Genomic DNA, 12,058 nt, shown 5'->3' on the forward strand with positions numbered 1-12,058 from the left:
ATGACAGCGCAAGCCCCAGTGCACATCATCACCGACAGTTCCTGCGACCTCAGCGAAGAGGTCACTGCAGGCCTTGGCATCACGGTGGTTCCGTTGGAGATCCGGTTCGGCATGCAGTCATTCACCGATCGCGTCGAGCTCAGCACGGCCGACTTCTGGACGCGCTGCCGGACCAGCGACGAGCTTCCGTCCACCGCGGCGCCCTCCCCCGGCGCTTTCGCGCAGGCCTACCAGCGCGCCGCCGATGACGGCGCGAGCGAAGTCGTCGTGATCACGCTGAGCGGGGATCTCTCGGCAACGATCGAAGCCGCTCAACAGGCGGCATCGGAAGCCCCGAGCGGGCTCACCTGTCATGTGGTGGACAGCCGAACGGTCAGTGCCGGCCTCGGGCTGCTGGTCATCGCTGCCGCGGAGCTTGCCGCCAGCGGTGCCGACGGATCGCAGATTGCCGATGCCGTACGGGCGTCGGCGGAGCGAGTCCGTGTTCACGCCGCGCTGGACACGTTGGAGAATCTGCGCAAGGGCGGCCGCATCGGCGCTGCGCAATCGCTGCTGGGCTCCGTGCTGTCGATCAAGCCCCTGATCACCGTCACCGACGGCCGCGTCGAGCCAGCGGGCAAGCAGCGAACACGAACACGCGCGCTCGCGCACCTGGTCGACCTGGTGGCAACAGAGGGCCCGAACATCTCGGTGATCGCGGTGATGCATGCGGACTGTGACGATGTCGACGATTTTGTGGCGCGGATCGCGCCGCTCACCGACACTGAGCCCAGGGTGATGCTGATCGGTCCCGTCGTCGGAGCACACGCAGGTGTCGGCACCATCGGCGTGGTCTTCATTACGAAGGAGTGACCGACACCGGCTCGAACGAACGGTACGAGCGGCAGGACCTGCTGCAGCCGGGCGCAGTCGAGACGTGGTCCGGATTGGATCGCACGCTCAATCGACCGGTCACGATCCGCCGGGCAACCGCCGACAGCGAGATAGGTCACCGCCTGCGCCTGCAGGCCAAGGCACTGGCGCGTGTGGAGCACCACGGCTTGCTGCACATCCTCGACACCTACGACGAAGCGGATCATTTTGCGATCGTCACCGAGCAATTGCCCACGAGGATGCTCACTGAGGAACTCGCGGCGCCCAATGGCGACACCAGGCGCTTGGCAGCGACCGAAGCGATCCGTGTTGTCATCGCGGTGACCGAGGCGTTGGCTGTTCTGCACAGCGCGGGCTTCGCTCACGGCGGCGTCGATGCCGAATACATCGGATGGCGCGCTGAGGTGGGCTGGGTCATTCTCAACGGCCCGCCCACCGACGACGCCGTCACCATTCCCGCGACGCGGCGCGCTGATCTGGCTTCGATTGCAGTGCTCGCGCACCGACTCATTGTCGGAGCTGCGCCGCAGCGACGACCCGATGGCACCTGGGAACTCGACCCGGCCGTGCCCGATGTCGTGGCTCCGGTGCTCGCGAGGGCCATCAGCGCGTCGGACCCATGGCCCGATCTCCCATCGATGCTGCTCGCACTGCGTTCGGTCGTGGACGAGCTGCCGGCGACCGACGGCACCGGTGGCGATCGCAGATCGGTATGGCAGGCAGAACGGCACTGGCTGGCGCCCGTCGGCATTCTGGTGGCCGCAGCCGCCACGCTCGTCGGGGTTGCGTTGGTCATCGGGCAGCCATCCGAACCGGCCACAGATGCATCGCCGCCGCTCGTGACCGCGGCGCCGGACGCTGGTACGCAGCCAGTCGTCACCGTGGTGCCCTCGGCAACCGTCGTCGCGACCGCTGTGACCGTCGCGCCGCAGACGGCACCGACAGCGCCACCGGCGCCGACGACGACCCAAGTTCGTCGCGTACCGATATTGCTGGAGTCCATCACCGACTTTGATCCGGCCGGCGACGACCGGATCGAGCATCCTGAACGCCTCATCTTCATCAACGACGGTGATCCGGGCACCGGCTGGAGCACCGCGCGTTACAACACCCGAGATTTCGGCGGGCTCAAAGACGGTGTCGGGCTGATCGTTGTGCTGTTCGGCGACGAGCCACACTCGGTCGAGCGCCTGGTGATCGATTCGCCCACCGCCGGGTGGTCCTTCGAGCTGTATGCCTCGAGCGAACGCAACCGCACGTTGATCGATTGGGGCAGTCCGGTCGCGACCGCGCAAGACATCACGGGTTCGACAACGCTGGAGGTGCCATCTGCCGAGGCCGCTGCCCTGCTCGTGTGGATCACCGATCTCGGTGACGAGTTGCCCAACGGCGGGCATCGGGTCACCGTTTCTCGGATCGAGGTCACCACCACGATCAGCGGAGCCGAAGCACCCCCCAGCACCGACGCCATTACGCCGTGAATACAGATGCAATAGCTGTGGGGGTGGCAGGCGATTCTGCGACGTTGCGACCTGCTGGATCGCTGGTCGCTGAATCGCTTGCCGCCGCCGCAGCGGGCGTACCATCTGCGCGGTCGCTCATGGCCTGGGCCAAGATGCTTCTAGGCTTCCGCCGATGATCTCGAAGCGCTCGAAAGGCTCTGGCGAGAAGCCCGACGACAGCATCGACGCAGCCGTCGCTCGGTTTGCCGATGCCGTCGACGCCGTGCGCGCCCGGACGAGCGGACCGCTGATCACGGCTGCTCGAGCGCTGGTGTACGGCCTGGTCATCGTCACCGCGGCGGTCGGTGTCGTGGTGCTCGTGGCCGTTGCGGCGATCAGGGCACTCGATATCGCGGTGCCGGGCGACGTGTGGTCTGCGCACCTGATCGCTGGCGGCATATTCGGCGGTGCCGGAGCATGGGCGTGGTCCAAGCGGCGACCGCGTGCGGCAAGCGAAACATGAGCAGCGGCGCTGGATCTCCTGACGCCACTCCGCGCGACGTGATCATCGTCGGGAGCGGCCCGGCTGGCCTTACCGCTGCCATCTACACCGCTCGAGCAAGCTTGCAGCCGCTCGTGATCGAGGGCGAGCCGTCTTCCACCAGCGACCAGCCGGGCGGGCAGCTCATGCTGACCACCGATGTCGAGAACTATCCCGGATTCCCCGATGGCGTCCTAGGTCCTGACTTGATGGCCAGCTTTCGGGCTCAAGCAGAACGCTTCGGTGCCGAATTCCTCACCGCCAAGGCCACCAAGATCGACTTTGGCGAACAACCGTTCTCGGTCTGGGTAGGCGATGTGCGTTATCGCAGCCGCACGGTGATCGTGTCCACCGGAGCGCAGAGCTTGTTGCTCGAGTTGCCCAACGAGGAGCGCCTCATCGGTCACGGCGTGTCCACCTGCGCCACTTGTGACGGCTTCTTCTTCCGGGGTCAGGAGATCGCGGTGGTGGGCGGTGGCGACAGTGCCCTCGAAGAGGCCACCTTCCTGACGCGTTTTGCAGCAAAGGTGTACGTCGTGCATCGACGCGACGAGCTGCGAGCGTCGAAGATCATGCAGGATCGGGCCTTTGCCAATGAGCGGATCGAGTTCTTGTGGAACCGGCAGGTAGTGGAGATCCTGGGTGACGAGCGCCTAGAGGGCGTCATGCTCGAGGACACGCAAACGAAGCAGCGTTCGCCGCTCGACATCTCAGGCCTGTTTATCGCGATCGGGCATCGACCGAACACCGATCTGTTCGCCGATTGGCTCGACCGCAAGCCCAACGGCTATCTCGTGACCGAGGCTGGCAGCGCTCGCACGAACATCGAGGGCGTCTTCGCCTGCGGCGACGTGCAAGACGACTACTACCGCCAAGCAGTGACAGCCGCCGGCTCGGGCTGCCAAGCTGCCATCGACGCCGAACGTTGGCTTGAAGCCCACGGTCACTGAGACTCTGGCGTCAACCGCCGTCGGCCGAGACCGCAGCGGTAGCCTCGCGGCAACCACGAGATGAGGAGCCAGCGATGGCCGAAGGTATTTCCACCTTGGACGACAGCACGTTCGACGAGACCGTCGGGAGTGCTGACAGCCCTGTGCTGGTGGATTTCTGGGCCGAATGGTGCGGACCGTGCAAGATGATCGCCCCCATTCTCGAGGAGATCGCCTCAGAGCACGACAACATCCGCATCGCCAAGGTCAACGTCGACGAGAGTCCCGACTTGGCCATGCGCTACCAGGTGATGAGCATTCCGACGCTCATCATGTTCCGAGACGGCGAACCGGCCAAGCGTCTTGTCGGCGCCAAGCCGAAGAGCGCCCTGCTGGCTGAGATCGGCGAGTTCCTCTGATCCGACCGTTCGGCATCGGCGCGGCAGGTCCGCATGTTCGAGACCTCCAGCATCGGCTGACCGCGACTGGTCACTGGCACGGCCCGATCACCGGCATCTTCGACTCGGCAACTGCCGAGTCCGTCAGGGCATTCCAGGCGCAGCGCTCGATCGACGTCGACGGCATCTGCGGCCCCGAGACATGGGGACTGCTGATCGAGGCGGGCCAGCGGCTGGGAGACCGCTTCCTGTACCTGCGCACTCCACACCTGCGGGGCGATGACGTCGCCGAGGTGCAGCGGATGCTCAGCACGCTGGGTTTCTCTGTCGGGCGCATCGATGGGATCTGGGGTCCACTGACCGCTGCCGCGCTCGCCGACTTCCAGACGAATATGAGCCTGGGCGGTGACGGCGTCTGCGGTGGCCGAACCCTGCAGACGCTGCAGCAGCTCGTGCGGCCGCTCGGCGACGCATCAGTCGTCGCCCACATCACCGAGCGGCAGCGCTTGGAATCTGCCGGCGGCCAGTTGATCGGACGGCGCATCGCCGTTGGCGAAGCCGGCGGCCTCGAGCCCGTCACCGCGTCGGTGCGGCGCGAGATCGGTCGCGACGGCGCAGAGGTGCTGACCGTTCACCATCCTGATTGGTCAACGCAAGCCGCGCAGGTCAACCGATTCGGTGCAGCCGTCTACATCGGCTTCGAGGTCAAGCCAGCCGCACCCTCGGTTAGCTACTTCCAGGGTCGTCACTTCGTGAGCCGCGCCGGCCAAAAGCTCGCCGTCGACATCGCAGGCGGGTTGGAACCAATGTTCGGCTCCGTTGAAACGAACGGCATGGGGCTCCCGATGCTGCGTGAGAGTGCCATGCCCGCCGTGCTGTGCAGGTTCGAGCGCATCGACGTTCTGCTTGAACAAACCAGGCAAGTGGCTGACGTCGTGGCTCAATCGACCCGCGATCTGCTCGCTGATCAGCCCGCGGCCTGACCTCAACGCAAGTTTCTCCCCACGTTGTCCACAACTAGTGGACAACAAGTTCAGATTGAGGCTGCGAATCTCGGCGTCAGCGCTCCCGTCTTCCAAGGCTTGAGTCCGTCAGCAAACGCCACTCAACCTTCGAGGGCCACTTGAAAGTGCCCTGTGGGCCGCTCGGGTCACGGCTTCGCCAATCGGCTCAGCCTCTGAGGTTGTCGGTTAACGCCGCGTAGAGCCGGCCGAGATCCTTCATATCAGCGAATCTGATGACAATCTGACCCCCCTGGCGGCCGAGTTGCACCTCGACGGCAGTTGTGAGGGCGGCGGCCAAGGCAGATTCGACCTCCAACACCGCTGCGGGGCGATCCTTGGTGGCAGGAGCCAGCGCAGCGGGCTCGTCAATTGGCTGATTCGGCTTTGATTCGCGTTCAGACGGTGCGCCGAGCGCTCGCACTTCCTCCTCCACCGTGCGCACAGACCAGCCTTCATCGACCGCGCGCTCGGCGAGCAATTCGAGCTCGACAGGGTCATCGCAGGCGCCGCTCGCCCGCGATGATCTCGAAACGGCCGACTATGCCCGTCTCGCGTACGACGATCGGCTGCAAGATCCCGATCTGGCGAATTGAATCCGCCAGGGTGTCCAGTGCCGCAGTGTCGAAGTGCTGTCGGGGTTGGAGCGGATTGACTTCGACGGCCGAGACGGGCACTTCGCGATAGGCCGATTGGCCAGTCGGGATGAGCGCGCCGAGCCCTCGCCCGAGCCCTCGTTGAGCATTCATGTGGGGGCTCCTTCGCGACTGATCGACCAGACGCCGCCCGGACCTGCCTGCTCATGTTCCCGGCCCTCATTCGAACCGGGATCATGAGCCGTGCGGGCACTGGCTGCCTCCGCCTGGCCGCCGCGCTCATGAATCTCCCGGGCGAGTTCGCGGTAGGCCACGGCGCCACGGCTGTTGGGCGCGTACACCGTCACCGGCTGCCCCACGCTCGGGGCTTCAGACAAGCGCACCGTCCGCGGGATCACCACCCGGCACACCCGATCACCGAAGTGCCGTCGAACATCAGAGACCACCTCCGCCGCAAGCCGTGTCCTGGCGTCGTACATCACCATGACGATGGCACTGATAACGAGGGCGGGATTCAGGCCCTGGCGCACCATTTCCACGTTGTGAAGCAGTTGGCCCAGTCCCTCGAGCGCGTAGTACTCGCACTGGACTGGCACCAGGATCTCGACCGCCGCACTCAACGCGTTGACGGTCAACAGTCCGAGCGACGGCGGGCAGTCGATGAAGATGTAGTCGTAGTCGTCAGCGATCGGGGCGAGAGCGTGCCGGAGTTTCAACTCGCGACTGAAGGCCGACACGAGTTCTATCTCCGCGCCAGACATTTCCAGCCGTGCTGGCGCCACGTCGAAGTGCTCGATGCCGGTCGGTTGGATGCAGTCGACGATCTCTGCCGTGCCGAGCAATACCTGGTACATGGAAGTGCCCACGACACGCGGGTCAATGCCGGCACCAGTAGCGGCATTGCCTTGTGGATCCATGTCGACAAGCAGCGTCTTCTGGCCCAGATCGGCAAGTGCCGCACACAGATTGACGGCCGTTGTCGTCTTGCCGACGCCGCCTTTCTGGTTCGTCACCGCAATGATCCGACCCATGCAGTCTCCGTTCGCTGACGCCTGAGGGTCAGCGTAGGCCAGTCGTGGACCCGCTGCGGGGCCGCAGTGTTTCACGTGAAACATCTGAGATACGGTTCCACGCATCATGGCGGTGGCAGAAGAACGCCTGGTTGCCGTGCTCAGACACGGTCAACAACAGGGCTTTCTTGGCGCCGGTGACCTCCTGGCCCATGTGGAGCACGCACGAGCTCACCATGCGGCAGCTCGACCGATGCCCGGTCAGCGCTGGTGCGATCTCGGGAGCGGCGGGGGAGTGCCTGGGCTTGTGATGGCGCTGGAGCAGCCCAGCATCGAATTCGTGCTGTTGGATCGGTCCCAGCGCCGGGCTGATTTTCTCGAAACTGCTGTTCAGGATCTCCAGCTCGCCGATCGTGTCACGATCGCGCTCGGCGATGCCGCTGAACTCGCTCATCTCCGCCGACATCGCTATGCCTATGACGGCGTCGTCAGCCGGGCGTTCGGTCCTCCAGCCGCGGTCGCAGAGTGCAGTGCCGGCTTGCTGCGCGCCGGCGGCAGACTCGTGGTCAGCGAGCCGCCCAGATGCAGTGAGGCGCGCTGGCCAACCGACGCTCTCGCTCAGCTCGGGATGCACTTCGTGCGGAGAACCGCAGGCGCACCGACGTTTGCCGAGCTGGAGTGCCTGGCAACTGCCGATCCGGCGTACCCCCGAACCTGGAAACAGATCCGGAAGCGACCGCTCTTCTGAGTGATCGAACGGACTACGCCTCGTCGCTCGGGTTGGGAGCGTCGCTCGGGCTGGACGGCACCAGCACGACGCGGCGGCGGGGTTCGTCGCCCACCGAGATCGTGTCGACACCGGTGATCTCGTTGACGGTGTCATGCACGACCTTGCGGTCGGCTGCATTCATCGGCTCGAGTCCGCGTTCCGTTCCGCGTTCCAATACAGCACCCGCGAGCTCGCGTACGTACGCTTCCAGCGCCTCGCGTCGGCGCTGCCGGTAGCCGCCCACATCAACCCGTACTCGCGCGCGGCGTATACCTGGCAGTCTGCGCTGCAGCATGGTCTTCGCGACCTCCTGAAGTGCAACGACATGGCGGCCGCGCGGCCCAATCAGCAACCCCAACGCCTCGTTCTCACCCTCGAGATTGATCTCGAAGCTGTCGTCGTCTGCTGCGACTGGTACCGCCTGCGCTTCGATACCGAACGCATGTACCAGGCCGTCCAGGAACTCCTGGACCATGACTTGCTGTTCGGCTGTCGTCGTCTCATCTGTCATCTTCGTCACCTCTGATCGGGCACGCATGCGTTGGGGCCCGCCGCACATCGGGCGGTATGAGTCCACGGGCGCTGCTATTGCATTGCTCGCACGATGTGGGCCGTGCTCAGCCTACGGGTCTGTCGACGCGGAACCCCTGAGATTCGCGACGCACATTGCTGCCGACCGAGGAGTTCAGAGTCGGGGCGGCTCGCACTCGCCGGGATAGAACTGTGCACAGTACGCCCGGTACTTCATGATCTCGCCATCGGTGCTCACCAGCCGGGGGCGCGGCACGTAGTGCTTGCGACTCCAGATCACCACGTCCTGCTTGACCTCGCCGATCTGCAGATCCGCAATGAACTTGTTCACGATGGGCGCCCGCATCCGCGTCGGCAAGAAGCTGAAGCCGACGATCGGTCGCTTGGGCTTATGCAGCGTGCGCATCCTCGACACGATGGACATGTCGATCAGCGTGCCATCGACAGGCGCCGCCAACACCCACAGCCGAGCATCGAGGCCGATGGAGTGCTCCCGGAACTCGACGAAGGAGTAGCCCAGCCCGACCACGTGGGCAATAGCCGATACATGCATAGTGAGCTTGGCGAACTTGGCAATCCTCCGGGTCGTCGAGAAGCTGAACCGGCTCTCAAGTCGCGGCCCATCGATCGACACCGGCGCGTCATTGGAGACGTTGTGGTAGCCGTGGATGCAACTCAAGTGCGCAATGTCCACCGAGTTCTCGCTGGTTTCCTGTGGATGGCCGGCGAAGCGAATCGTCCGGATCTGGAGATCGGTCCAGTCGTCATCGGTCTGCGGAACATCAGGCAACTGCCACTGCGAGGGTCGCCCGCCGAGGCCCCACCAACCGAAGATGAGGCCTTCGATCTCACGGACTTCAATGAGGTCCAGCTTCGCGGAACGGGCGGGCGCTCCAGATGGTGTGGCCACGCACTCCCCGCTGGTCTCGAATTCGAACCCGTGAAAGGGACAGACGAGTCTCCCGCCGACGACCCTCGCCCCGGCCTCAGGTCCCAGATCGGACCCCAGATGAGGGCAGACCGATTTCGCGATGCAGATCTGGCCGGCGGGATCAGACCAGATGACGATCTCTTCGCCCATCCAGGTGCGTTGAATCAATCCCGCCTTCTGTACGGCATCGCGCGTAGCGATGAAGAACCAGCCTTCTGGAAATGGTGGCAGCGAACTAACGTTTGCTGCCTGCTGGGGTCTGGCCATCGAGCCGCGCTCTCCATCCGAAGCGATGCCGGCAGGCTAGACCGGATGATCGGCGCCCCCGGGAAGTGCCGGTGCTGCACTCCCTACCAGTAACTATCCGTACACTTGAGACGATCTTCCCGAACGCTGGGCTGACCACCGTGCCCCGCGTGACCAGGAGCGTCACTTGACTAGTGCATCGACAGCATCGACGAGGGTCACCACCGCGCAGCCGCTCGACCTGACCGAGGAACTCCTCTTGGTGCTGCTCAGCGAGGAGAGCGGGTACTTCCACCAGGTTCCCGGTTGGCATCTGAATTGCGCCATGGCCGGGGCGGCGCTGGCCGAGCTTTCGCTGCAGGCGCGCATTGACACCGACATGGACTCGCTGATCCTGCTGGACAAGACTCCGACTGGCAAGCCGATCTTGGACCTCGCCCTCCAGCAGATCGCGAGCGAGCCCGAGCAGCGCAGCGCTCAGTACTGGGTGGAGCGCCTCGCGCCTCGCGCCGAGATGATGCTCGACTTGGCACTGGAGCAACTGGTCAGACTTGGGATCCTCGAGCATCACGACGGCGAATTCTGGAGCTTGACGGCAGCAGCCCGGCACAGCGATTTCTTTGCCGGCGATGACGACGACACGGCCGTCCAATTCATCAAGACGCGCATTGGCAGATCGATCTTGCTGGGCGAGATTCCCAGCCCGAGAGACGTCATCATCATCGGCCTCGCCCACACCTGCGATGTTCTGCGCTTCATCTTCGAGCTCGACGACGAAGCGGAGGAGCGGGTCCAGCTCATCTGCCAGATGGACCTGATCGGCAGGGCCATCGCGGATGCCGTCGCGCACAACTTGGTGGCGTCGCTGCTCAGAAGCTCTGCGCTGACGAAGTCGGTACCCAAGCTGCCGCTTAACAAACTGCTGCTCAATCGTCATTTCCTTCGGGGGAACATCCCGGCTGTCTATGCACAATTGACTGAAGAGTTCGGTTCAGTCTTCAGGCTCAGCCCCCTGTTCTCCGGGCAGGAGATCACGTTCCTATCAGGCCCTCGCGTCAATCGCTGGGTTCACCGTCATGGTCGCATGCATCTCAGATCGAGCGATTATCTCCGAGGTCTCGAAACTGCGTATCACGCCTCCGGGCTGCTGCCTGCGCTGGATGGTGCAGATCATTTCCGCATGCGCAAATCGCTGCGTGCAGGCTACGGCCGGGCGCGTTTCGAACAGCAGCTCGAAACGGTATATCAGCACGCTCGGGCGTACATCAGCAAATGGAACGTCGGGGACACATTTGGAGCCGTATCGATGTGTCGCGGTTTCGCCGGTGCTCAGGTCACGCCGTTCCTCGCCAGCATTGAGGCAGATGATGTCATCGACGATCTCATCGCCTATAAGTCTCGGGTGCTCATGACCCAAGTCGTCAACGTCTTGCCGAATTTCATGCTCAATACACCACGCATGAAGCGCAAGAAGAAGGTTGTCGACGTGCTGTACGAGCGCGTGCTGGAGTCACATACGGCCGCGCAGAGGGCTGGTTGCCCTCGCGATCTTGCCGACGATGTACTCAGCCTACACACCAGCGATCCGATTTTCGTACCCGAGTCAAATCTCAGCTTCACCTTCTCGGCACCGGTACTCGCGGGCATGTACGCGGGAGATGAGCTCAGCTTTATCTTGCATGCGATGGTGTCCCAACCACATTTATATGAGCAGATCCGAGCGGAAGCCGATGCTTTGTTTAGCAATGGAGATCCATCGCCAGATGATTTGAGTTCTCCCGCTATCGATGTCACTCGACGTTTCATCATGGAGTGCTTGCGGCTGTGGCCAACGGTGCCTATGTCGATCCGCACAGTGATGAACGCATGCGTCGTTGAAGACTACGAATTGCCGGTCGGCTCCAAGGTGTTCATTGCCACTACGGCACCGCACTACATGAGTGAAGTCTTTCCGGATCCCTTCACATTCGACATTGATCGCTACCTGCCTTCACGCGGCGAGCACCGAACGCCTGGATACGCACCGTTCGGTCTCGGCACGCATAGCTGTCTTGGCTCTCACATGGTGGAGTTGCAGATGCTGATGAGCGTATTGATGCTCGCGCACTACTTCACCTTCGAGGTTTCGCCGTCGAACTACAAGCTGAAGATCAGCCCATTTCCCTCAATGTCGCCGAACAAGCGGTTCAAACTCAAAGTTGTGGAGCAGCGGTACCCGTTGACGAGTTGAGCGGCTCTGGGTCATCGACGACCTGAACGGGAACGACGACGCGAGGATCCGCCGCCAGTGTGCTGACGTTGTCCGGAATCCTGCCGGCGGTGACCGCCGCGATTGCCGCCACCGGAGCGTCGGCGGGATCTGCGCCGGTCTCGGCGCTGGTCGCCCACTCGTGGCGGCGGCCCGGTCGGCCGCACTCGCATGCGAACGCGAGCGGGTCGGCGTCGAAACCCCCAGTGCGAGCGGCCCGGCTCAGCCACAATCTCGATGTCTGCATCCTCGGCGGCGACCGAAAGCGCATCGAGGCCACGATCACGCGCCTCTGCAACCGTGTGGCCGGTCACCACGATCCACTCCACGACGCAGCGCCTAACTCTCCACCGCAGTTGCCGGTGTGTTCATCGCTTGCGGCGATTGCGGGTCCTGCCGTCTCCTGAGGTACGACGGCTCTGGATGGGCTTCGATTCCGGCTCCGGTTCGGCACGCCCGCGCCGCCGGCTGCGCTCGCGACCTTGATTGCGGTTCTGATTCCGATCGGAGGAGCCGGTGCTGCGACGTGCTCGCTTGCGCGCA

13 protein-coding genes and 1 pseudogene are annotated in these 12,058 nt (G+C 63.9%); 8 read left to right on the forward strand and 6 right to left on the reverse strand.

All coding sequences use genetic code 11. The features are described from left to right. The 6 genes from VI480_RS03870 to VI480_RS03895 all read left to right on the forward strand — a co-directional run bounded on the left by VI480_RS03870 (position 1) and on the right by VI480_RS03895 (position 5,166). Positions 1-852, forward strand: a complete 852-nt coding sequence (locus VI480_RS03870; RefSeq protein ID WP_323671495.1) for a DegV family protein — start codon at positions 1-3, stop codon at positions 850-852. Continuing rightward, on the forward strand, positions 849-2,354 hold the full coding sequence (locus VI480_RS03875) for a hypothetical protein (protein WP_323671496.1): 1,506 nt from the start codon (positions 849-851) through the stop codon (positions 2,352-2,354). Before VI480_RS03870 ends, VI480_RS03875 begins: the two co-directional genes overlap by 4 nt. Positions 2,355-2,508: 154 nt before the next feature. Next, positions 2,509-2,838, forward strand: a complete 330-nt coding sequence (locus tag VI480_RS03880; RefSeq protein WP_323671497.1) for a hypothetical protein — start codon at positions 2,509-2,511, stop codon at positions 2,836-2,838. Then, on the forward strand, positions 2,835-3,806 hold the full coding sequence (gene trxB, locus VI480_RS03885; RefSeq protein ID WP_323671498.1) for a thioredoxin-disulfide reductase: 972 nt from the start codon (positions 2,835-2,837) through the stop codon (positions 3,804-3,806). The genes VI480_RS03880 and trxB overlap by 4 nt, the downstream gene beginning before the upstream one ends. A gap of 74 nt (positions 3,807-3,880) precedes the next feature. Next, positions 3,881-4,204, forward strand: coding sequence for a thioredoxin (trxA, locus tag VI480_RS03890; protein ID WP_323671499.1), 324 nt, complete (start codon positions 3,881-3,883; stop codon positions 4,202-4,204). A 14-nt stretch (positions 4,205-4,218) separates the two neighbouring features. After that, a complete protein-coding gene (locus VI480_RS03895) occupies positions 4,219-5,166 on the forward strand; it encodes a peptidoglycan-binding protein (protein WP_416246637.1) in 948 nt (315 codons plus the stop codon). 187 nt (positions 5,167-5,353) lie between these two features. On the opposite strand, the gene VI480_RS03900 is transcribed toward VI480_RS03895, so the two are convergent. The 3 genes and pseudogenes from VI480_RS03900 to VI480_RS03910 form a co-directional block, all read right to left on the reverse strand. Further along, positions 5,354-5,629: a hypothetical protein gene (locus VI480_RS03900; RefSeq protein ID WP_323671500.1), complete on the reverse strand. Its 276-nt coding sequence runs from the start codon at positions 5,627-5,629 to the stop codon at positions 5,354-5,356. Between the two features lie 52 nt (positions 5,630-5,681). Continuing rightward, entirely contained in the window at positions 5,682-5,933 is a 252-nt protein-coding gene (locus tag VI480_RS03905; protein ID WP_323671501.1) for a ParB N-terminal domain-containing protein, read from the reverse strand. 119 nt (positions 5,934-6,052) lie between these two features. After that, positions 6,053-6,811, reverse strand: a pseudogene (locus VI480_RS03910) (ParA family protein); the annotation flags it as partial. Between the two features lie 289 nt (positions 6,812-7,100). Between VI480_RS03910 and VI480_RS15560 the strand changes: the two are divergent. Next, positions 7,101-7,538, forward strand: a complete 438-nt coding sequence (locus VI480_RS15560; RefSeq protein WP_416246638.1) for an RsmG family class I SAM-dependent methyltransferase — start codon at positions 7,101-7,103, stop codon at positions 7,536-7,538. Positions 7,539-7,551: 13 nt separating this feature from the next. Here VI480_RS15560 and VI480_RS03920 read toward each other — a convergent pair whose 3' ends face one another. Together VI480_RS03920 and VI480_RS03925 are read right to left on the reverse strand one after the other, a co-directional pair. Further along, entirely contained in the window at positions 7,552-8,070 is a 519-nt protein-coding gene (locus tag VI480_RS03920) for a protein jag (protein ID WP_323671504.1), read from the reverse strand. A 174-nt stretch (positions 8,071-8,244) separates the two neighbouring features. Beyond that, positions 8,245-9,288, reverse strand: coding sequence for a Rieske 2Fe-2S domain-containing protein (locus VI480_RS03925; RefSeq protein ID WP_323671505.1), 1,044 nt, complete (start codon positions 9,286-9,288; stop codon positions 8,245-8,247). 166 nt (positions 9,289-9,454) lie between these two features. Here VI480_RS03925 and VI480_RS03930 point away from each other — a divergent pair, with 166 nt between their 5' ends. Next, entirely contained in the window at positions 9,455-11,497 is a 2,043-nt protein-coding gene (locus VI480_RS03930) for a cytochrome P450 (protein WP_323671506.1), read from the forward strand. 11 nt (positions 11,498-11,508) lie between these two features. Here VI480_RS03930 and VI480_RS03935 read toward each other — a convergent pair whose 3' ends face one another. Beyond that, positions 11,509-11,844, reverse strand: a complete 336-nt coding sequence (locus VI480_RS03935) for a Jag N-terminal domain-containing protein (protein ID WP_416246631.1) — start codon at positions 11,842-11,844, stop codon at positions 11,509-11,511. Between the last annotated feature and the right edge of the window lie 214 nt (positions 11,845-12,058).

The sequence above is a fragment of the Candidatus Poriferisodalis multihospitum genome, assembly GCF_028283155.1.
Taxonomy (GTDB): Bacteria; Actinomycetota; Acidimicrobiia; order Acidimicrobiales; family Poriferisodalaceae; genus Poriferisodalis; species Poriferisodalis multihospitum.

Coding starts and splice junctions, on each gene's coding strand:
- VI480_RS03870 (WP_323671495.1), top strand. CDS start 1: ATGACAGCGCAAGCCCCAGTGCACATCATCACCGACAGTTCCTGCGAC.
- VI480_RS03880 (WP_323671497.1), top strand. CDS start 2,509: ATGATCTCGAAGCGCTCGAAAGGCTCTGGCGAGAAGCCCGACGACAGC.
- trxB (WP_323671498.1), top strand. CDS start 2,835: ATGAGCAGCGGCGCTGGATCTCCTGACGCCACTCCGCGCGACGTGATC.
- trxA (WP_323671499.1), top strand. CDS start 3,881: ATGGCCGAAGGTATTTCCACCTTGGACGACAGCACGTTCGACGAGACC.
- VI480_RS03905 (WP_323671501.1), bottom strand. CDS start 5,933: ATGAATGCTCAACGAGGGCTCGGGCGAGGGCTCGGCGCGCTCATCCCG.
- VI480_RS15560 (WP_416246638.1), top strand. CDS start 7,101: ATGGCGCTGGAGCAGCCCAGCATCGAATTCGTGCTGTTGGATCGGTCC.
- VI480_RS03920 (WP_323671504.1), bottom strand. CDS start 8,070: ATGACAGATGAGACGACGACAGCCGAACAGCAAGTCATGGTCCAGGAG.
- VI480_RS03925 (WP_323671505.1), bottom strand. CDS start 9,288: ATGGCCAGACCCCAGCAGGCAGCAAACGTTAGTTCGCTGCCACCATTT.